The sequence below is a fragment of the Pantoea sp. EKM20T genome, assembly GCF_011800485.1.
Classification (GTDB): Bacteria; Pseudomonadota; Gammaproteobacteria; order Enterobacterales; family Enterobacteriaceae; genus Pantoea; species Pantoea agglomerans.
In genome coordinates this window covers 1-19911 of sequence record NZ_JAALFW010000003.1, presented here as the reverse complement: position 1 = coordinate 19911, position 19911 = coordinate 1, and the positions used below count along the sequence as shown (strand labels likewise).

General features: G+C 45.3%; 23 protein-coding genes and 2 pseudogenes. All 25 read right to left on the bottom strand.

Features of this window, described 5'->3' with window-relative positions:
• Positions 1 to 3: 3 nt before the first annotated feature.
• On the bottom strand, positions 4 to 1869 hold the full coding sequence (locus HFD94_RS06015) for an ABC transporter ATP-binding protein (RefSeq protein ID WP_167432911.1): 1866 nt from the start codon (positions 1867 to 1869) through the stop codon (positions 4 to 6).
• 15 nt (positions 1870 to 1884) lie between these two features.
• Positions 1885 to 2850 (bottom strand): N-acetyl-D-Glu racemase DgcA, encoded by a 966-nt coding sequence (gene dgcA / locus HFD94_RS06010; protein ID WP_167432910.1) that lies wholly within the window; start codon positions 2848 to 2850, stop codon positions 1885 to 1887.
• A 1-nt stretch (position 2851) separates the two neighbouring features.
• A complete protein-coding gene (gene dgcN, locus HFD94_RS06005) occupies positions 2852 to 3859 on the bottom strand; it encodes an N-acetyltransferase DgcN (protein ID WP_167432909.1) in 1008 nt (335 codons plus the stop codon).
• Positions 3860 to 4217: 358 nt separating this feature from the next.
• A complete protein-coding gene (gene tri1 / locus HFD94_RS06000; RefSeq protein ID WP_167432908.1) occupies positions 4218 to 5303 on the bottom strand; it encodes an ADP-ribosylarginine hydrolase Tri1 in 1086 nt (361 codons plus the stop codon).
• 76 nt (positions 5304 to 5379) lie between these two features.
• The gene (locus HFD94_RS05995; protein ID WP_241773189.1) at positions 5380 to 5622 is read right to left on the bottom strand and encodes a hypothetical protein; all 243 of its coding nucleotides are present in this window, start codon (positions 5620 to 5622) and stop codon (positions 5380 to 5382) included.
• Positions 5623 to 5854: 232 nt separating this feature from the next.
• A complete protein-coding gene (locus HFD94_RS05990; RefSeq protein ID WP_010669950.1) occupies positions 5855 to 6241 on the bottom strand; it encodes a hypothetical protein in 387 nt (128 codons plus the stop codon).
• A 117-nt stretch (positions 6242 to 6358) separates the two neighbouring features.
• Positions 6359 to 6604, bottom strand: coding sequence for a hypothetical protein (locus HFD94_RS05985; protein ID WP_167432907.1), 246 nt, complete (start codon positions 6602 to 6604; stop codon positions 6359 to 6361).
• 84 nt (positions 6605 to 6688) lie between these two features.
• Positions 6689 to 7135 (bottom strand): hypothetical protein, encoded by a 447-nt coding sequence (locus HFD94_RS05980; protein ID WP_167432906.1) that lies wholly within the window; start codon positions 7133 to 7135, stop codon positions 6689 to 6691.
• Between the two features lie 156 nt (positions 7136 to 7291).
• Positions 7292 to 8005 (bottom strand): hypothetical protein, encoded by a 714-nt coding sequence (locus HFD94_RS05975; protein ID WP_243234774.1) that lies wholly within the window; start codon positions 8003 to 8005, stop codon positions 7292 to 7294.
• 274 nt (positions 8006 to 8279) lie between these two features.
• Positions 8280 to 8813, bottom strand: a complete 534-nt coding sequence (locus HFD94_RS05970) for a hypothetical protein (RefSeq protein WP_167432905.1) — start codon at positions 8811 to 8813, stop codon at positions 8280 to 8282.
• Positions 8814 to 9567: 754 nt separating this feature from the next.
• Complete coding sequence (gene tri1 / locus HFD94_RS05965) at positions 9568 to 10659, bottom strand: ADP-ribosylarginine hydrolase Tri1 (RefSeq protein WP_167432904.1); 1092 nt, start codon at positions 10657 to 10659, stop codon at positions 9568 to 9570.
• Positions 10660 to 10826: 167 nt separating this feature from the next.
• On the bottom strand, positions 10827 to 11033 hold the full coding sequence (locus HFD94_RS05960) for a hypothetical protein (protein ID WP_122459626.1): 207 nt from the start codon (positions 11031 to 11033) through the stop codon (positions 10827 to 10829).
• Positions 11034 to 11239: 206 nt separating this feature from the next.
• Positions 11240 to 11455, bottom strand: coding sequence for a hypothetical protein (locus HFD94_RS05955; protein WP_060680025.1), 216 nt, complete (start codon positions 11453 to 11455; stop codon positions 11240 to 11242).
• Positions 11456 to 11679: 224 nt separating this feature from the next.
• Positions 11680 to 12117, bottom strand: coding sequence for a hypothetical protein (locus tag HFD94_RS05950; protein ID WP_233600669.1), 438 nt, complete (start codon positions 12115 to 12117; stop codon positions 11680 to 11682).
• A gap of 563 nt (positions 12118 to 12680) precedes the next feature.
• Positions 12681 to 12896, bottom strand: coding sequence for a hypothetical protein (locus tag HFD94_RS22985; RefSeq protein ID WP_233600670.1), 216 nt, complete (start codon positions 12894 to 12896; stop codon positions 12681 to 12683).
• 221 nt (positions 12897 to 13117) lie between these two features.
• A complete protein-coding gene (locus HFD94_RS05940) occupies positions 13118 to 13327 on the bottom strand; it encodes a hypothetical protein (RefSeq protein ID WP_010669941.1) in 210 nt (69 codons plus the stop codon).
• Between the two features lie 136 nt (positions 13328 to 13463).
• Positions 13464 to 13679 (bottom strand): hypothetical protein, encoded by a 216-nt coding sequence (locus HFD94_RS05935; RefSeq protein WP_167432903.1) that lies wholly within the window; start codon positions 13677 to 13679, stop codon positions 13464 to 13466.
• A 322-nt stretch (positions 13680 to 14001) separates the two neighbouring features.
• Positions 14002 to 14286 (bottom strand): hypothetical protein, encoded by a 285-nt coding sequence (locus tag HFD94_RS05930; protein WP_167432902.1) that lies wholly within the window; start codon positions 14284 to 14286, stop codon positions 14002 to 14004.
• Between the two features lie 204 nt (positions 14287 to 14490).
• The gene (locus HFD94_RS05925; protein WP_167432901.1) at positions 14491 to 14862 is read right to left on the bottom strand and encodes a hypothetical protein; all 372 of its coding nucleotides are present in this window, start codon (positions 14860 to 14862) and stop codon (positions 14491 to 14493) included.
• A gap of 276 nt (positions 14863 to 15138) precedes the next feature.
• Positions 15139 to 15402 carry a hypothetical protein gene (locus tag HFD94_RS05920; RefSeq protein ID WP_064691219.1) on the bottom strand — a complete coding sequence of 88 codons (264 nt, stop codon included), beginning with the start codon at positions 15400 to 15402 and terminating at the stop codon, positions 15139 to 15141.
• 115 nt (positions 15403 to 15517) lie between these two features.
• Positions 15518 to 15894, bottom strand: a pseudogene (locus HFD94_RS22980) (hypothetical protein); the annotation flags it as partial.
• A gap of 157 nt (positions 15895 to 16051) precedes the next feature.
• Entirely contained in the window at positions 16052 to 16633 is a 582-nt protein-coding gene (locus tag HFD94_RS05915; protein ID WP_167432900.1) for a hypothetical protein, read from the bottom strand.
• Entirely contained in the window at positions 16633 to 17595 is a 963-nt protein-coding gene (locus tag HFD94_RS05910; RefSeq protein ID WP_167432899.1) for a hypothetical protein, read from the bottom strand. The genes HFD94_RS05915 and HFD94_RS05910 overlap by 1 nt, the downstream gene beginning before the upstream one ends.
• Before the next feature lie 455 nt (positions 17596 to 18050).
• Complete coding sequence (locus HFD94_RS05905; RefSeq protein WP_163798316.1) at positions 18051 to 18524, bottom strand: hypothetical protein; 474 nt, start codon at positions 18522 to 18524, stop codon at positions 18051 to 18053.
• A pseudogene (locus tag HFD94_RS05900) lies at positions 18521 to 19645 on the bottom strand (RHS repeat domain-containing protein); the annotation flags it as partial. The pseudogene HFD94_RS05900 and the gene HFD94_RS05905, both read right to left, overlap by 4 nt.
• Between the last annotated feature and the right edge of the window lie 266 nt (positions 19646 to 19911).

The window sequence follows — 19911 nt, the reverse complement described above, 5'->3', positions numbered from 1 at the left end:
GGATTATTGCAATGCAATGCCGTCAGCTACCCAGTGCTGGGGGGCAACCTGCCGATATCTGGTTTTAGTGACCGTTTCGCCCACCTTACGCAACGGCGAGGGGATTTCGCTGTCATCGAAAATGCGGGGCTGACGGTTTTCGGGATCCGCTACCGGCACGGACGCCAGCAGTCGTTGGGTATAGGGGTGTTGCGGCTGATTAAATACCGACTGGCGCGGTCCAAGCTCCACAATCTGGCCGAGGTACATCACCGCGACGCGATTAGCAATACGCTCGACGACCGCCATATCGTGAGAGATGAAAATCCATGCCACACCCGTTTGCTGCTGCAGATCCATCATCAGATTAACCACCTGCGCCTGAATCGAGACATCAAGGGCCGATACCGCTTCATCAGCAATAATCACTTTCGGTTTCAGCGCCATGGCGCGGGCAATAGCAATACGCTGACGCTGACCGCCAGAAAATTCGTGCGGATAACGACGCGCGTGCTCTGGCAGGAGACCGACGCTCTTCAGCAGCGCATCGATCTGTGGGGAAGCCTGTTCAAGCGAAGAGACCATGCCATGTAACAGCAACGGCTCGGCAATGGTGAAACCCACTGTCAGGCGGGGATTCAGTGACGCATAGGGATCCTGAAACACCATCTGAATTTCACGGCGGAGCGGCTGGAATTCTGCCTCTTTGAGGTCAGAGATTTCCTTTCCTTCAAAGTGAATGCTTTCAGCTTCACTGTTGATGAGGCGCATCAGCGCCCGTCCGGTTGTCGATTTGCCGCAGCCGCTTTCACCCACGATGGCCAGGGTCTCACCTGGCCACAGACTGAAATCAATCTGCTCAACCGCATGCACATGATGCGTCAGGCTCGATAAGATGCCGCTGCGAATCGGGTAATAGACTTTTAATCCGCGCACATCCAGCAGCGGCGCAACGTCGTAGCGCGCGGTATGCTGTTCGCCTTGCACAGTCTCGCGGGCACCGGGCAGAGGAAAGCGTTGCGGCCATGTGTGTTCCCGCATATCACCGAGTTTTGGTACTGCCGCCAGTAACGCTTTGGTATACGCATGCTGCGGGGCGGCAAAAATCTCAGACACGGTTCCCTGCTCTACCACTTCGCCACGCAGCATGACCACCACGCGATCGGCGATTTCCGCTACCACGCCCATATCATGAGTGATAAACAGCACCGCCATTTGTTTCTCGCGTTGCAGCTCACGCAGAATATGGAGAATGCGCGCCTGTACGGTGACATCCAGCGCAGTGGTAGGCTCGTCGGCAATCAGGAGTTGTGGGTCACAGGCAAGGGCCTGCGCAATCATCACACGCTGCCGCATGCCGCCTGACAGCGAGTGCGGATAGCTTTTCATGACGCGATCCACATCGGCGATACGCACCTGTCGCAGCAATTCACGCACCCGCGCATGGGCCTGCTTTCTGTCGCACTGCTGATGATCGCGTAATGCCTCGGTAAGTTGATCATCAATGCGCAGCACCGGATTCAGCGAGGTCATGGGCTCCTGAAAGATCATCGCCATTTCACGGCCACGCAACGTGCGGCGCTGAGCGTCATCCAGCGTTTCTAACGCATGCACTTTTCCGCTGCGGTCTCGGAACTGCATGCTGCCGCCATCGACACGTCCGTTGTTTGCCAGCAAGCCCATCACAGCCAGCGACGTGACAGATTTACCTGAGCCACTTTCACCCACGACGGCGACGATTTCACCTGGATGAATGGCAAAACTGATGCCTTTGAGTGCCTGATTCTCACCGCTGCGTCCATGAAACGAGACGCTGAGATCCTGAATCGCCAGCACGGGAGAGGCAGAGGCAGCATGGGTTGCAGGGGAAGTACGTTGTGTGTCCGTCATCGTCGCCTCACAGAGTTATAGCCAGATACGGCCTTGGGAGTAGCTCAGGAAAGGAGAACTGTCGGCGGCTAGCCAGATGGGGCCATCCAGATCGACGAACTCAGCGTTAACCGCGACGGGCAATGCGGCCTCCATGGCCAGTGACGAGCCCAGCATGCAACCGACCATAATGCGCATATTGAGCGTCCGGGCTTCATCCACCATCGCCAGCGCTTCAGTCAGGCCACCGCATTTATCCAGCTTGATATTGATCATCTCGTAGCGATCGCGTAGTCCGGCAATATCCGCCCGCGTATGGCAGCTCTCATCGGCACAGACCGGTATGGGATGTTTGAAACGTAACAGGTCATGGTCCTGTCCGGCGGGAAGGGGTTGCTCCACCATCGCGATGTTGAAGGCCTTCAGTGCCACCAGCAGGCTTTCCAGTTCCAGACCCGACCAGGCTTCATTGGCATCGATAATGAGCGTGGCATGCGGTGCCGCCGCGCGAATCGCCGCCACTTTTTCCAGAATCGCATTACGGTCGAGCTTAATTTTGAGCAGGAGGGCACCACGTGACACAGCATCCGCCGCCGCCTGAGCCATACATTCCTGCGTATCGAGGCTGAGGGTTTCTGCCGTAACGACCGACTCTGGCTGTGAGCAGGTGCTCTTTTGCCACAGCGTTTGATTAGCCCGTGCGGCATCAAGTCGCCATAGCGCACAGTCCAGCACGTTGCGCGCTGAACCGGCGGGTAAACGGTGTTGCAGATCATGACGGCTGAGGCCCGACTCAATGTCAGTGCGTACCGCTTCGAGCATGGCCTGAACGCTATCCGGTGTCTCATCGTAGCGGGCCGTTGGTGTGCATTCGCCCTGCCCGATGAATCCCTCCTGCTCCAGCGTGACACGGATGACCGTCACGGCGGTACGGGTACCGCGTGCGATAGCAAAGGGTCGCGCCAGCGGCAGCTCCACCACATCAATCTGCAACTTTCTCATTTCAGCCACGCTCCTTAAGCAGTGCGGCGATCTCATCAATACCAAAACGCACCGGATCTGTGGCAGGTAAGCCAAACTCAGCGCTGATTTCGGCGCAATAAGCGAGCGCCTCTTCTTCGCTGTAATTGGAGGTATTGATAGCAAAGCCAGCCAGCTGAACCGACTCACTGGTCACCTGTGCGGCGCGCAGATTGGCTTCAACGCACGCCTGCAGGCTGACCATGGGCTGGTGTGGCAAATGACGCATGTGGGGTCGTCCCATTTCATGGCACATAACCAGCCAGTGTGGTTGCGCACCGTGCATCAGCCCCATACTCACGCCCGCATAAGAGGGATGGAACAGTGAGCCCTGGCCTTCAACGATGTCCCAGTGGTCCTCGTCATTCGCCGGTGAAAGCGCTTCTGCTGCACCGGCAATAAAATCAGCGATGACCGCATCCACAGCAATGCCCTCCCCTGCGACCAGAATGCCGGTCTGCCCCGTGGCACGAAAATCAGCTCTCAGGCCGCGCGCACGCATCGCCGCTTCCAGCGCCAGTGAGGTGTACATCTTGCCCACTGAGCAGTCTGTACCCACGGTCAGTATCCGCTTACCTGAACGCTTCTTACCGCTGCCAACATTGAGCGCTGGACGCATATGACGCAGGTCAAAAAGCTCAACGCCAGAAGCCTGTGCAAGCGTCACCAGTTCCGGTTCATCCACCAGTCGGTGGTGCAGCCCACTGGCCACATTCATGCCTGCTTTAATGGCACTTTTGATCGTTTCAAGCCAGTGCGCTGGCAGATAGCCCCCGGCATTGGCAGTGCCAAGCACCAGCGTTTTTGCGCCGCGCGCTTTGGCGCCGGGAATATCCAGTTCATCCAGACCCAGACTGACCGTGCAGCCCGGCAGTTTAATTTCGCCAACGCACTGCTCCGGCCGCCAGATATGAATACCGCGCGCCGTTTTTGCCGCAAGGGGATCGGTAACATCGCCAAGAAAGAGTAAATAGGGTTGTGGGATTAGCATGTTGTCTCTCGTTTCAGCCAAAAGATCAGGTTCTGAAACCACTATTTCATGCGCTCTGAAAGGTGACGAATGCTTGTTTAGCAGGAGGGTATAACGGCAGGTTATAGCCAGAGGTAATAGTGATGATGGATGGGTTTTTCAGGGGGATTGGACAGGGTATGGATTAAAAGAAGGAATGGGTCATAGGAAAAAGATCGTGTTCGGGCTGGAGGGAGGGATATGGGCAAGGGGAGAAAAAGGCTTACGGAGTAACTAACACCGGGCCGCTGATGAGAACATTTATGACGAATGCCAGCGACCCTGCCGGGTTATATCAGGGCAACAAAAAATCCGCTACCTGAAATACAGGATGTCGAAATTAATCCGTTTCTTCCGGTGCGAGGTGAAACAGCTCTTCTGCCATCGAAAGGATTCTGTCTTTATCGACTATTTTATCAACCCACTCTGCAGGAATGCCTGACAGTCCATACAATGCACCCGCTAACTGGCCTGCGGTGGCTGCCACGCTATCAGCATCATCAGCAAGATTTGCCGCCAGCAAAATGGCATCTTTGAAATTGTCTGTATGCCAGACGGCCCATAATGCGGCCTCAAGGGTGTCGATGACATAGCCTGAGGAGCGGATTTGATCACGATGCTTTTCTTTATATTCTCCGGCATTGATAATCAGAACTCTTACCAGGAAGGGAATTTTGTGCGGAGAAAAAGCTTCATTTTTTCCGAAGCCATTCAAAAGATAATGTAAAATAACATTTATATATTGGCAGCAGTCGATTGACTCTGGTGCACAATGCGTTGACATACTTTGAATACTGGCATCACGCCAGCCATCAATAAAAGATTTCCTTCTAAAAATAGCAACGGGCGCATGCCGAATTAACGCAGCATTGCCTGCCGTTTCAGGAGAGTTGTTGCCCAACCAATCAGCCCCATGCTTGATGACTTGCTCAAGAGCATAGCGGGTAGTATTACCAATATCAAAGCAAACTCCATTGGAACTATTATGACCCGTTTTATACCAACTGATTAATTTTTCCCTGAAAAAATCCATATCACAACAATTCTTTTCAATGTACGTTTCTGCCAGACACAGTGCCATTGAGGTGTCATCGGTCCACTCTCCGGCGTTAAGATTGAAAGGACCACCGCCAACCATATCGTAAATGTGAGAACTGTCACGAGCCTGGAATTCCAGAGTGGTCCCCACTGCATCACCAACGGCAAGTCCCATGAGTAAACCTTTGGCTTTATCTAAGGCCTCAACGTCAGAAATACGTTGTTTCAGCGTATACATCCACTCAGGTTTCACTGGCTTTTCATCAGGCATTGGCTGATGTTCGTAAGCCATCCGGTTGATGAGTTGAGGCGATAGCTCAGGCAACAAATGTGCATACTTCCTTGCATATGTTTTAAGTTCAGATTCTAACAATCTTAGGTCTATCATACAAATTCCTTTTCAATTACGTGGGAGGCAAAGCGCTACAACATTTCTTAGTCTTTTCTCTCTTGCTTAGCAAACGCTAAGGACCAAAATAGTGCATTAGCGTATCCATATCATTCCAGTCATCATGTGTAAGTGGCTGTTTCTCCATGCTGTCAAATTTGTGCCTGATGCCCTTCATTGGAATTGCGTACTCATTTTTTGTTGCTAAATCCATTAACAGGTCTATATCAGACTGATTTTTTAGGGTTCTTTTTAAAAGATTGAGCAACATCATTTCAGCTTCTTTTCTCTCTGGAACACACATTTTTAATTCCTCCAACAGATTATCATTATGTAACGGTTAAACCTTTCCATGCTGATGTACGTGTAAATCTAAGTTTTATTAACCTGTTAAAGCAGGAGATTGTTTGCTTTTACTCCAGGGCCACTTCACTGTGCCGATATCAGCCGCATCCTGTCAGGCGTCCAGACTTTGCTTCAGCCCTGACGAGTTTATGATCCAATCAGAGTCCTGGTTGGTGTGCCAAAAAAACCTGATTATTTAAGAAAACTCAGGGATACTTAATACCTAATCTCTCCTTTTCCCATTGAATTTCATTTTCACTTTTTTTTCGTAGCCTGACGATCATAACGCCCAGAACCTCAGTCTGCTTATCATTTAGATAGAGTTCAAAACCATAGTTCCTGTCATAACCAGCTAAAATATACACATAGTTTCCCTGATAGAGACTAAGATTTTCTTTTAGCGAGACACTCCCTATAACCTCGCCACCCATATTTTTTACGCAACTGAGATGGATATCAATTTCCTCCTTTGCTCTGCCCGTCACATTGCTTCTTGAAAACAAAAGATTTATACTTTGAAAATCTATATACTGACGTAACAAATCTGGCGCCAGAGCATCCAAAAGCATTTCGTCTGGACTATTTTCAGTCATAGCAACTCACTCTTTATTCCGCTTAAAAGCTTTGAGCGTTAAATATCAGGTACAACTAGCCTAGCAAAAAATGATCACAATCATCATGTTAAGTAGCGGAATTCCTTAGAATGATGATCAGCTAAGAATCTTTTTAATATCTAATTGTAAGCCAGAGGCTAATTTAATAACCTCGATGCAATATATATCCGGCTCACTCAATATTTGATCAAGATAAAAATTCAGCCTGATGAGCATCTCACCTGAGCTTATACTATAGTCAAGAGCATAAGAGATATTCTTAGCTAACCCAGGAGATAGGTTTACATCCTGAATGATCAGGCAGACTAAACTTCTGGCTTTAAAAAACATATCAGCCTTCATATTAACTTCATCCTGAACTTAACAGTGCTCACAATCGCATCTTATATCCTGCATCGCAATTGATAAAAACCATTTTTATTAAATTTACTTTCCGGAACCTGAACGATAGTGACAATTTATTGTCGCCGTTCTGTTATAAACGTCATAAGCTACATCGATGCTGCCCCAAACCCCGTTTAAAGGTAATGAAGTTCTCGTTTGTTCCTTAAACCAACGTTTTAATATTTTAGTTATGCCTCCTGTAAGGCTTTTCTGCTCACCCATCAACAATTTTTCTGGTGCAAAACTCCAGCGCGATATTACAGCATCTGAGTTCCCGGACTCAAAAAAACTGACAACCAAATAAATATCGCCACTATTATTGTTTTTAAGCGAAAAAACACTTCTGTATGAAACTGTACCCTCAATATTATCTGGCCATGACTCCCAGAAAAACCCAAGAATTGACATTAACTCATGCTTAGTTGTTTTTGGGGTTAAAATCAACGAATCATTAAATACCAGCTCTCCCATTGCGTATTTTAAGCTCATATTTAAAAACTCGTCTTTGTTATTACAGATTGAGATACGATTATAACTCTGCACTTATCTCTTCAACGACAGGCCATTAAATTTATCATGCAAAGCATACGGTTGCATCATGATGATTATCACCGTAGTGCGTCATTAAAACTCGAGTCTCTTTATTTATCTGGGAACGTCACTCCACTTCCCTGTTTCGGAAAGCACAACCTTACCATTAACAATAACGGAAAGATTATTGATCACGTTATTGATAATATAAATTGCATCATGATTTCGAAATGTATAAGTGAGGATCGGACAAGAGGTTTTACCGCAGTCGCTTTTCATAGCTTTACCTTTAAGCCTGGCAACCGCGCCATCTGACTTTCGAACCCCTTCGTAGCTGACATCATTGCAGTCTGAATCAGTCGCACAAAGCGAGGTTATTTTAATCCTGAATTGGCTTGTCTCGAAAAAGCGTTCCTTTTTACTGCTCATTTTTTGTTTAGCATTCACGCCAGGTGACGGCACCTTGTCAAAACGCTGCGCCCAGTCAGCAATATCTTCCTGTATTGTGTCCCTTCCCGGTGCATTAGAGACATAATGCACTTCATTGCTTTCCGGAGAGAACCACGCAGCATAAATTTTACCATCAGGCTGTATGACAAACGCTGAAGCCTGTTCAAGATAAAGATCTTTTAGCCAGCCCTCAGCGAATAATCCTCCCTCTTTGGTTTTATGAGGCTCACCAAACACATCAAAGTTCTGACTAAATTCGTTGTAGTCTTTTCCCAGCACAGATTTTAAACTGGAAACAACTGTCTGGTTATTAAAGATAGCTGAAATTTTGGCTAAGCTATCATACTGAGATAACGGTTGTGAATTTGCAGAAGCCATAGCGGCACCTATTATGGTACCAGAGACGATAAACAAAAAATCACTCTTCTAAATAACCTCATCATTACCTGCCTGAATAAATTTAATAGCCAGAATTGTCTGTACATCAATTCCTTTTAAAGGAATTAAATGAAAATCAGTTTCATCGCATCTGAACTGACTCTGAGAGGCTGCTCTTATTTTAACTTCTTCAATCGGGAGTCCTCGGGCGTTACTGGTCAGGCTGTAGCAAAACAGTGGCATTAAAACCGGTGTCCGCCCTGAAAATCACATTTTAAAGCAAATCAAAATCACGCTTACTTATTTCGCTATTAGCAAAATCTTCGCAAGACATCCTGATATTTGCAGATACCCTTTCGCACGTGCTAAACAGATCTTCTGCGTTCAGTAGATAGTCAGTCACAATGAAAAATCTTTCAACGTCGACTTTGTAATTTCCCTCACTGAAAATAACCTTGAGTACATGCGTATCATTCCCACACCGATATAATGTGAAATCCCAGGGTTTCAGGGCCAATTTCAACTTACTCATCAGTCGTCGTCCTGTAACGTTGACCTTTTCAGTTTCATATCGTTGAAATGAGGCATAATCCCTTCTTATATCCTGAGACAATTCATCAAGTGCTTCAAAATCACCTGACTGTATCAGTCCTGATATATCCAGTTTAAAATACCTGCTCACATCAAAGTGAGAGTTTCTGTAGGCATTAGGAAACAAAACACTGATTATATAACCCTCTTTTGTTTCGAGAATCGCATAGTCTCCTTTCCTCACGTGAATCACAACTCCATCGCCCATACCCTGCATTAGCCTCTCTGGAAAGGTTATTTACATTTTCACGCCACAAACATTTTCATTGTGAGATGAAAATTTCCGCGGTCCCATAGAAAGAACCTTGATTGTCAGAGGTTTTCCCTTAGCGCCTGTCAACACAACTTTTTCCCTTCTATCCAAAGTCCTTCCTGGGAACAAGCACGGCCACGTTTAATGAAAGCGCAACCAATAATTTCATCATCTATTACAAAGCAATGGCCAGACATCACACTTTTTTTAACGGAAAGACAATGATTTTAGTATTATCTTTAAGGGCTGCTAAACGTTTAATCAGTGCATCCAGGCCCAGGGATCGCTAATATCAATCTCAGTTGACCGCTTTCTGCTTCGATATTTAGATAATAATAAACTTAGTAATTCATCATAAGAAACACCGATTTCGAGGCTATCAGACAGGAAAATCTCACTCAAACACTGAGTCCAAACATCTCTTGATGCTGGCATCGCAGATAGCAGATACCTTAAATTACCCACATTGCTACATCTCCCGGGTCTGTCACGACTCCACTTGTCAGCACACCGGCCAGAAATATGAACTGGGGGGGCATTCTGAAGGCACTTCATTTGAAAGAGTTAACCTGCTCTGCAGGAACTGTCGTGTGACAGGCAGAGGGTGATCAACTCTTAATGTGCTGAATATCCTCTATGGCCAATAACGTCAGGCCGTTGTGCAAGGCAGAACTCACCTGACACATCCCAGGCGACCGTGTTGTGTTGCGCGATGACTTCAATCTTTTTCGTCGGGTGCCATTTCAAAAAGCTGTTTCGCCAATGAAAGAATCTTCTCTTTATGCGCTATTTTCTCAACCCATCCCTCAGGAATGCCTGACAGACCATATAACGCACCCGCAAGCTGACCAGCGGCAGCCGCTATGCTATCTGCATCATTACCCTGATTCGCCGCCAGCAAAACAGCATCGTTGAAATTATCTGTATGCCAGACGGCCCATAATGCTGCTTCCAGGGTGTCGATGACATAGGCAGAAGATCGTATTTGACGCCGGTATTTTTCTTTATATTCACCTGCGTTGATCAGAAGAACACGTAATGATGATCCCATGAGATGCGGCGCCAGGCTTTCACTTTTACTGTAACCATTTAAAAGGTAATGAAGTATTAAGATGAAAAAACGGCAACAGCTGACAGACTCAGCCGCGCGATGCGTTGCGTTACTCTGTTGTTTTGCATCACGCAAGGCGTCAACAAATGCTTTTCTCCTGAAAATAGCGGTGGGTGCCAGTCGGACCAGAGCGGCATTCCCTGCGGTATCAGGTGAAGTATTCCCCATCCAGGTGGGTCCGTGTCGTTCAAATTGCTCAAGCGCAACGCGGGTTGTGTTACCTATGTTGAAGCAGACACCGTTTGAGCTATTCGTCCCGTTTCTGTACCAGCTGAGTAGCTTTTGACGGAACAGCGTCGTGTCACACTTATGGCTCTCAATGTAAGTTTCAGCCAGACAAAGTGCCATTGAGGTGTCATCAGTCCATTCCCCGGGTTTCAGGTTGAAAGGTCCCATGCCAACCATATCGTCTACATAGGCCTTATCGCGCGGAACAAACGCCAGTGTTGTACCAATCGCGTCTCCTGCCGCCAGTCCCATGAGAGCACCCTGCGCTTTGTCCAGGGCCTGCAGATCAGTGATCTTTTGAGGCTGTGAGTACATCCATTTGGGCTTTTGTTTGTCTTCTGCCGTTTCTGGCATCGGTACAGGGTTGTAAGACATCCTGTTCATCAACTGACGCGAAACGGGTGGAATTAAATGGGCGTAACGTTGTGCATAATGAAAAATTTCGTCTTCGCCAGCTCTGAGATCCATCATAAAATCACTCTCCGTTTATAGAACTAACTTTAATTGCAGCAGAGTTGAGCGGTTTCCAGTCGCTGAGCAAGTGTTGGTGTGGAATCCGGCCATCATCATGCAGCCGCTTTTCGCTCCAATACGTCTATGAAACAAAGGTCGCTGAAACGCCTGATCTTTAGCGTTTTTTAGCAAAAATTAAAATAAATCTCTCTTAGTAAATCTCCATCTTTTTCATCCAGAGTGATATCTTTTACCTTGTTCAGGTTTGCTAGAATCCCTTTTACAGGAACATCATCTCTTAGAATGCATTCGAAGAAATCACTTCTATTGCTTTCCGGCACATATTTATTGATTAAATAAAACAGGTGCTCTCTTAAATCTTGCTGAGTCATCGTATTTACTTCCGAATGGTTGATAAATTTCACAATGATGAATACGGCCTGCCTGTTTCTTTATCTGGCCTTATCAATATCAATTTCTATGGCGTTAAAAATTTCCAGCCCTGGATTTCTGAAAGAGTTTATGACGGACTCAATAAGAGCAGAAGCACAGGAAAAGTTTCTGGAAAAACTCACACAATCAGGCCCGGATAGTCCGCCTAAAATTTAGCAATATTAATTCCAGCTCTGACCTGAGTTAATAAAATGACTTCATTAGCATCACCCGGGCTGCGTTGAGCTTTGAGTGCTTCGTCCTTGCTTATTTCAGACTCAATCTCTTTACCGACTAAACCGCCATCATCATATCGGATATAAAAAATTCCATCTCTTACTACGATATCAATACCATAGTCACTAAATAGAGTCTCGCTCATACCGTTCTCTTAAAATATTTCAGTTTGAAGGATTGCGCATTGCCGCACTAAGCTCAGGCTTTAGAAACAAACCGCGCTGTCTTAGAGGTATCGTTCTGGTAGAGACGGAGGCATTACACGATGTAGCCGTTTGAGGCTGTAAGCTCCTGGAACGTAAGGTGCTAAGCGGCATGGTTCTACCGTTACTATCCTACATAATCGGAATGTGTTAAACGTCACCTGATTCACTCTTTAGCAGTGATGATCACTTTACTCAAACAATCCGGATTTTTGACAGTAAAAGAAAACGTGATTACCTGACCATCCACCTCTGGAGCAGATGTATAGCTGGTTACTTCATTTTCAGATTGGCCGCGAGGATAGTCACTCAACTTAACACCCGGATACTGTTTTCTGACATCATCAAGAGTTGTGCATTTACCATCGGGAGAAAAGCTCAGAAAAGGAGCCATGCCGCCTGATGATTTACTGACACGTAACTCAATATCAGTAATTTTTCCTTCATCTTCCAGTTTTACCGAATTTGCCTGATAAACGTTGATGTAGTCATTTTGTGTTTGTAATTTTAATTCCAACGGAAACTGATCAAGATGTCCCACAGACAGACTTTTAAGTGAAGCACTCAACTGAGTGATAAAGCTCCAGATCTCTTTATTTTGCATCTTTGCATCTGCGAACCCGCTAAACAGAAAAAATGTCAGTATGAACAGTACCCTATTTCTTTGATGTATCATTTTTATCATACCGATCCTTATCTTCCTCATCATAATAGTACCCGGTGTCAGATTCTCCGGCAGGAACGAGTGGCTGATACGCTCTTCACGCTCTCACCGTCCAAAAAGGGTAACCAGGCAGGCGGGGGCTCGTGATCCTCATAGGCTTGTGTTAGTGCTAAACGCAGGTTTTCACTTCTATGTGGCTCACTGGCAATCACTCACCCAGCAGCAACACAGACGAGTATACATCAGTAGATAACAAGTCTGCCGGATGGCCATTGCCCTTCCCATCCACAGGGAATATGTCCATTCTCATAAATTATCGTCAGCCGCTCAAAAAATCGCTCGTTAGGTAAATATGATTTATAGGCATCTTCAGCAAGAAAACTGACTAAATCCCACTTCACATTATTGACCAGGATATCATCATCTAATGAATTGGGATTCTTTATGAAGGGTATGATTTCAATATCAATAATCTCTTTTGCTTCTCTGACGAGACCATTCCATTAGTGATATTTCAAGCTTTGTCTTTTTGCCAGATATCCGGTTATCGCATTACCCGCCTGAAGCGTTACATTTTCCCAATCGATGCTCGTTATATGGCTGATAAAATCTGATTCAGCAGTTATGTTTTTTATGTCATTCAAATAACCGCCTCTACCTATGTTAACAAACCACGGGATATTCTGAAGACGATCTACAGCTGTTCTGGAGATTTCCATCTGTATTTTTCTTCCGGACAATACTAGCGTCTTCAACCCGTCAGGCGAGAGCTATGCAATGTAAAAATTTACGTTAATCGTTGTCTTATCAACGTTCGCAGACTGCCATGATCCTGAGTGCCACTCTTTACTTCATTTTTTACGCTTTAAATCGAGAGTCGATTCAGCTGGTCTTATTTTACCCTGGCAGATTCAAGTGGCTTTGCGCAAAAAATACTCAATCACAAGTTACATTTTCTTGCTCTGGACTGGGACGTTAACATCACTTCATAAGCATCCAGCCCGCTTTGGCGAGCGTTGATAGCCTCCTGTTCACTTATTTCATATCTTATATCTTTAATGCTAATGCCGCCTTCATCAAAGTTGATGTAATACTTACCATTCTCTTCAGTGATGAACATGCCATAGCCACTAAATATCATTTTTTCCATCACCAACACCTTAGCGACACGTTGTATTCTTATCAAACTGGCCTGAGCATCCTGTTACAATGACAAAAATATAGTATCTTAAGCAAACCTTTCTCATACATTAGAATAAAATTTACGATAAAAACCTGTCAACCCTTCAGATTTTTCGGGGGTCTTTTTTAATCCTGTCTCCTAATGACATAATAACTTCATAGGCATACTGTTGGCTTTTTTTGATTTTTAGAGCTTCATCCATGCTAATTTCAGCTTCAAGATATTCAGGAACAAGCCTGCCCGAGTCAAACAAAGCAATAAGAATCCCATCCCTGTCTACAAGGGTTATCCCATAATCGCAAAAGATTTGATATTGCATATTCAATACCGATTAATAATTAAAGGGGTCTGAGGAACATGTCAGAAACCTGACTGCACTTCTCCGGGCCTGAGCAAAACGCCTGATTGAAGTGCTCTTCGCACCCAGACTTATTTTCAACACCGTAGTTCACATAACGAATAGGTCAGGATGTAAAGTTGCCACATGAGTCTCCATAAGCTTTCCTATGGATGCACGGCTCTATTGTTGCATGCCCTGCCTGACAATATAGAAAACGCAACAGGCTGGAAACACTTTTAACCGCGTTATGGAATGACAGATAGGAAAACATGAAACCGATAATCTCCAGACAAACGATTTGCTATTTTTCCACGTGATCAAGAATCTTAGCGATATTACTCTTTATTGAATCCAGCGGAATATTACGTTTAACCCTCTCATTGTAATCATCATGCCAGAGATGATAATCAGAGAAAGAACCATTTCCGCCATACATTAACCTCCATGTATCACAGGCATCCTTACAATAACTTGCTGATTCAACCCCCTGAGAGTCGATAGAAACCCTGAGCTTTTCTATTATTGATAAAACGCCTCTAATCCAGTTACGCTCTCCATCATTGATTAGAATGTTTTTTAAATTCATAAATTCATAAATTCAATTAATAATTTTTGAGCCATTTCTTTACAATACACTACCCACCTCACAGGCCATGCTTCTGATACCTCAACCCACTCACACGACCGAATTCACAGGCCATTTAATCATTAGTATAAAACTCGCATTGCAGGCAGTGAGGGCCGGTATAATTCGCTGCGGCCATTATGATTTATATTAACTTTTACAGCATCAGTAAGCCCGTGATAACCGCACCAGTTGATTAGTTTGCTGATGGAAAGAGAAATGCCAGTCACTCCAGCCATCAATTTTGCCAGTAAAAACGCAGACTATTAAGACTTCTTTTTTTGAATCCACCGTCATGTAGTAGAATGCTCCACCATCGGGCGGTGAAAAAGATGATAAAATTTTGCCTTGCGCATTTATTATAGTGAGTCTTTCAGGCAAACTTTCCTTCTGATCAAGAACAAATATTAAATCTCTGCTTTCATCAACCAACACCTGATCGATTCCTGATAATGTCAATGTAAATTCTTCATCCATAAATCCCCACTGAATAGTGGATTGATCAGCTAACAATGTTAACCCACTGATGTTATTCATTTAAACACCTTTCTTATTGACTGACGACTTATTAGCGAAAAACACATTAATTTTGCCATCAATAAATCAACTTTAACTCTCACTTTTATTCTATGCAAAAAGCACTTATTCAGTATTTAGCCAGGCCATAAATTGACAGCATGGAGCATGGTTAGGTGAGAAAAATTCTGGCATTAATTGCAGCTCTCATTCTCCAAAAATAACCAAAAACCATCAGTAATCATTAAAGCAGAAGATGACCTGTGATGTGAGTGATGAGCCATGATCCGACATGCGTTATTTTTCACTGGACAACTTACCCTTAAAAACATAAATAAGATCAGTCCATTCCTTATAGCTGAGATCACTAATGTAATAATCCCCAAGCCATTTAACGTGGCTACGGGAAATCAAATCATCAATAGCAGATATTCTGTTCTTATCATTCTTTTCCAGTGTACTAATCATTAAAACCATCGAGCTAATCTCACTGGCCTCTTTGTTAAAACCAGACCTGCTCAGAATATCGCACACTGTTCGGCTTATTTCTTCGAAAGTCATAATGGTTCCGTTTTTCAACGCAGACAAAGTGGATGACGTGATATTTTCATGCTGCGATTAGCATAATAAGCAATCTACTCTTTGTGTAATGACCTGTTCTGGATTCACCATGCCTGATGCGACGCTCTAGTGGATCGTAGCGGAAGCTCACCTTCGTGCATGGCTTATTGCGGCCCCACGGTTCGCTGAGGAAGTTCGTCAAACGGTGCTCACCATTGTAACGGTAGTATTAGTGGGGCTGACCATGCTACTTCCCGGTGGTACGCCCATGGAAATTATATTGCAAGCGGATATTGTTTCGTGCGGTTATGGCGGAACCAGCCTTGCAATCCAGCGTGTTGCCTGCATTGTCCCATCGCAATTGCTCACAACTCGGCTGCGCGTCATCATAAGGCAAACAAACAACCGGCATTATCGTAGTTCCATAATGTCTGTTGAAAGGATATCGTCGCGCTCTTCGAGTTTGAGGTTGTTAGCGTAATCGTAATACCGCTAATGAAACCTGCATATCGCAGAGCTATCCTCATCATCAATACTTACAAGGGGGTAACTTGCATCTGGCTTTTGGTTTCAGTTTGAGAGAAAGTGGATGAAGACCAGAGTCGCGGAATGGGTATTCCGCGATAACAGTACTACAGATCAGTATGGGTTATTTCATACGACGCTGCCGGGCGACGCTGGCGAGGCGTTGTGTCCGGCAGTAAATGGCAAACAGGATGAAAGCCTGCCCATTAAGTATCCAGCGCGCACCCACCAAAGCCGCGAGTGCCAGAATCAGCCACAGGCCCGAGTGGCTACCCATAACTACGCTGTAGCTCAAGAGTAAAACGGTCGATATAAGCAACATCGCACAGACGTAAGCCAGCCCCGCCACACCGGCTGTATGGCCTCGCGCAAGCAGGTAACTGGCCGTGAGTATCGCGCCAATAACGACGATTGAGGGAACAAAAAAACTCAACGCATGTACCTGTGGACTGAGCGGAGGTAGAGCGTGCAGAAACGTCAGCAAATCAAATGCAAATGCAATCAGCAACAGCATCAGCACTATCGCAACCGGGAAGCCGTTTTGCCGGGGAAGCGCCTCAGAAGGCTGTTTAAAATAACGTTCAAGCTCTGTAGTGGAACGGGCAAGTATCGAATTATCCTGCCGTGCGATTACCTGATCTATTTCGCGACCCTGTTGCAGGAGTTCAGTGATATTACGTCCAATAAGCCATGATAAAAATTGCATTAAATTACCGCCAGTGACTGGATTGTTCCCACAATATAGCGCCCGGAACGTGGCACATTACCTGGAGCAGCAATGATACCACTGACAGCACTGCCTGCCACAGCCGCTGCGCTCGTGACGACCTGCGCGAGTTGCTTAACAAGTTCTTTTTGCACCGACTCTACAGGGAAACGCTTTGGATAAAGTCCTGCACGGATGGCGGCTTTAAGCTCTTTATTACTTATACCAGGGTTTTGTGCCTTAATGATTAATTCAGTAAGGCGAGCCCGGTCCTGCCTTGGATAGTTCCGGAGCCACTCCGTTGCTTTTAAAGAAGAGACTGATTTCATCGCTCGCCATGTTGCAAGGGCTTCTTTTAACGCACCGCCCACACTGGCTAGTGAAATAAGGTCAAGGGACGTTGAAGTGGCAACGTACCAATCCTGAGAGTCCAGCCACGCTACGTTTTCACCACCGTTTTCGACGAGATCATAAACCCGATAAATACCATTGACACATTGCACGCCTGTTGCGGCAGCGCCAGCATAACCAATAGCAACAAGCACGCCGCTACTGCCAGCGGTTATAGGCGTTGCAGAAGCGCCGATAACCGCTACGCCAGCAGTAATAATCATTGCACCACAGGAAAGCACGGTCGAGGCAATCTCCGTTCCCATTGAGGTTACGCTTACTGCTTCACTAAGTGACTTGCCCGTATTAGACGCTGTGGCTTGCTTAGGCGTTTTGGTCACAATCAGATGTGTAACGATACCACTTTGACCATTAGGATGACGCTGACCAGGCCGAACAAGATAACGCTGTGCGCCATCTGCATAGATGATGCCAGCCTGATAAAACTCCCGAGTACAATCCATTGCTGCACCCATCGCTTTGAAATCAAAATCAGGTGCCCCATAACCGGTCATCCTCGCGATGTCATAACCCGGTAAGTTATTTTCGGGATTCATTCCTGGCAGGTTCATTTTATCTCCTTATAGGCTCATAATGATAAAATAGAGTTGTTTAGATCTTAAATTCGAAGAGAAAAACTCCTCATTATTGCACCAAGATTATATATCAGTAATTATGCAATCCACGAACAAGCTTATCATTTTCTGATTGAATTAAAAATGCCAGTTGTTCTATTTATCAACACTGCAATAATGACATCAAACAGCAGCCATAAACTCCATAAGAAAAATACCATAACAGATTATTTACCATCTGAAATAACATTCATCAGGAAATCCTTATCATAATGAAAATATCGCCAGTGAGTCTATTTATCATTCCTGCCAGCATTACGGAAACACAAAACAAAGTGCTATCGGACATCCATATTCATTATCAATGACTAACTTGTAAATGATGGAATCTTGTTAATATTTTATTACACTAACATTATCAAATAACATATCAATAGGACTGACAATTTAAATTAATTCCACTCAATATATATCCCACAATTAAATGATTTCTCTTCCGACTGTACAGTTATCTCCCCCCATTCAAAACTCCAAACATGACCATAAGGAGGTTCCTTTAATTCACCCTTATAATTATTAGGATATCTATTTAGCATCCATTCAAACATTCTTTTTTCTTCCTCCTTTAAAGCCTTTACATTGGCTCTTTTTTCCCAATCAGATAGACTTTTATAAAAATCACCTGTTTTACTGGTGAGGAAAACTAGCGCTTTAAAAGAAAAAACAGCCGGATTGAATTCCACAGTAAATGGTTCATCGTGCCAACTGACGTCCTTTGAAAAAAAACGATATTTTCCAATTGGTTTCAGATCATCAACTGAATTAAAAAACAAGGACTTAGTAAAAGCCTCGTAAGATGAAAGATCTATTTCACTCCCATCAATATGTAAAGCTCCATTTGACTCATCTAAATTCATTATTTTCATATGTCAATTACTTTTCCAGGTTTCAGTTTAAGCCGAGCTTCTTCCGGTATATAGAACTGCAGCCCTCCCCCTTCTCCATGTTTAGGATTGGCTTCAGCACGCCCTCTGGCTACAAATATATCTTCTGTAACGTAATAAGCTCTCACCTTTGAACGCATTGGATATGCTGGGTTCAACTCAACTTGCAAAGCTTCATGGTAGCCAAGTGGATCACCTTTATGTTGTCTGACTGTAGGATGACTTACAGTATAAGCAGGTAACTGATCTCCATTAGGATAAAGGGCATAAAGAATCGTCCCTTTTTTTATCACTGTATTCTCATAAACATCGATGCCTGGATAAGTTTTATTCCCTGGTCCCTGCCACTTCGTTGCTTCTTTCGCAGAGTTTTTACACTTCATCAACCCCCACGGATCCACCCACCCCAGCGCATTCGGTGCATACTGGTAGAGGTTTCTCCCGCCCGCCAGCCCTATCGGATCCTGCTGGGTAAAACGTCCGCCGTCCGGGTCATAATAACGAAACAGATTGTAGTGCAGTCCGGTTGATTCGGCCCCTGCGGTGCCTCACCCCCCTGGGGCCATCGCTGAAGCGATGTTCAAATTTGCTTATGCAAATTTGTCCCGGTCCAGGTACTGGCCCTGCATACGCAGATTCTGCTCCACCACAGGAACACGCTGGCTCGACTCGCGCAGCAGCTTGCCCCACGGGCTGTTGATACCTTCCCAGGCTTTTTGCCCTTCACCGTCAGTCAGTAGTTCCGGCATTCCGTTGGCCGCATTATGGAACCAGTAAATCTCCGGGCTTTCAACACCATCAATACGGGCCAGCGGCTCATAGCTCTGGGCGTCGCTGTAAACGTAGGTCAGCGGGATCCCGTCGTGGATTTCCTGCAGCAGGCGGTAGCCTTCCCATACAAAGCGCGTCGTGACGGCGTTGCCAGACGGCCTGCCCTGTAACAACTGCTGGCTGGTTTTACTGATGCGGCGTCCCAGCGGATCGTAGTGTAAACTCACTTTAGGGCGCTGCTTGTTACAGTCACGCGGTTCGCTGATGACATCCGTCAGGGGATGCTCAACATAGTAGTGATAACGCCAGCAGGCAAGCCCGTCACTCTTCTGAATGGAATACTTAGGCTCAGGCTTATCGGAAATTTTATAATTCTAAGTTTTATGTAACCCTAAACTTAGAAATCCTGAAGCATTTACTTTAACCGACACTAATTTGGAAACTTGCGAATACGGAACTATAATCCCAAAGGCCATTTAATTAAACCTTATATTTAATTTAATTAACTTGAATTGCAAAAATTGTAAAATAAATTTAATTATAACAAGTTGACATATGAAAGCAGAGCGATGAATGTCGCATTAAAAAGGCCAAAGTA

Bases quoted from the DNA above. Each gene is read 5' to 3' on its own strand.
- HFD94_RS06015 (WP_167432911.1), bottom strand. From the start codon at position 1,869: ATGACGGACACACAACGTACTTCCCCTGCAACCCATGCTGCCTCTGCC.
- dgcA (WP_167432910.1), bottom strand. From the start codon at position 2,850: ATGAGAAAGTTGCAGATTGATGTGGTGGAGCTGCCGCTGGCGCGACCC.
- dgcN (WP_167432909.1), bottom strand. From the start codon at position 3,859: ATGCTAATCCCACAACCCTATTTACTCTTTCTTGGCGATGTTACCGAT.
- tri1 (WP_167432908.1), bottom strand. From the start codon at position 5,303: ATGATAGACCTAAGATTGTTAGAATCTGAACTTAAAACATATGCAAGG.
- HFD94_RS05990 (WP_010669950.1), bottom strand. From the start codon at position 6,241: ATGACTGAAAATAGTCCAGACGAAATGCTTTTGGATGCTCTGGCGCCA.
- HFD94_RS05985 (WP_167432907.1), bottom strand. From the start codon at position 6,604: ATGAAGGCTGATATGTTTTTTAAAGCCAGAAGTTTAGTCTGCCTGATC.
- HFD94_RS05980 (WP_167432906.1), bottom strand. From the start codon at position 7,135: ATGAGCTTAAAATACGCAATGGGAGAGCTGGTATTTAATGATTCGTTG.
- HFD94_RS05975 (WP_243234774.1), bottom strand. From the start codon at position 8,005: ATGGCTTCTGCAAATTCACAACCGTTATCTCAGTATGATAGCTTAGCC.
- HFD94_RS05970 (WP_167432905.1), bottom strand. From the start codon at position 8,813: ATGCAGGGTATGGGCGATGGAGTTGTGATTCACGTGAGGAAAGGAGAC.
- tri1 (WP_167432904.1), bottom strand. From the start codon at position 10,659: ATGATGGATCTCAGAGCTGGCGAAGACGAAATTTTTCATTATGCACAA.
- HFD94_RS05960 (WP_122459626.1), bottom strand. From the start codon at position 11,033: ATGACTCAGCAAGATTTAAGAGAGCACCTGTTTTATTTAATCAATAAA.
- HFD94_RS05955 (WP_060680025.1), bottom strand. From the start codon at position 11,455: ATGAGCGAGACTCTATTTAGTGACTATGGTATTGATATCGTAGTAAGA.
- HFD94_RS05950 (WP_233600669.1), bottom strand. From the start codon at position 12,117: ATGCAAAATAAAGAGATCTGGAGCTTTATCACTCAGTTGAGTGCTTCA.
- HFD94_RS22985 (WP_233600670.1), bottom strand. From the start codon at position 12,896: ATGGAAATCTCCAGAACAGCTGTAGATCGTCTTCAGAATATCCCGTGG.
- HFD94_RS05940 (WP_010669941.1), bottom strand. From the start codon at position 13,327: ATGGAAAAAATGATATTTAGTGGCTATGGCATGTTCATCACTGAAGAG.
- HFD94_RS05935 (WP_167432903.1), bottom strand. From the start codon at position 13,679: ATGCAATATCAAATCTTTTGCGATTATGGGATAACCCTTGTAGACAGG.
- HFD94_RS05930 (WP_167432902.1), bottom strand. From the start codon at position 14,286: ATGAATTTAAAAAACATTCTAATCAATGATGGAGAGCGTAACTGGATT.
- HFD94_RS05925 (WP_167432901.1), bottom strand. From the start codon at position 14,862: ATGAATAACATCAGTGGGTTAACATTGTTAGCTGATCAATCCACTATT.
- HFD94_RS05920 (WP_064691219.1), bottom strand. From the start codon at position 15,402: ATGACTTTCGAAGAAATAAGCCGAACAGTGTGCGATATTCTGAGCAGG.
- HFD94_RS05915 (WP_167432900.1), bottom strand. From the start codon at position 16,633: ATGCAATTTTTATCATGGCTTATTGGACGTAATATCACTGAACTCCTG.
- HFD94_RS05910 (WP_167432899.1), bottom strand. From the start codon at position 17,595: ATGAACCTGCCAGGAATGAATCCCGAAAATAACTTACCGGGTTATGAC.
- HFD94_RS05905 (WP_163798316.1), bottom strand. From the start codon at position 18,524: ATGAAAATAATGAATTTAGATGAGTCAAATGGAGCTTTACATATTGAT.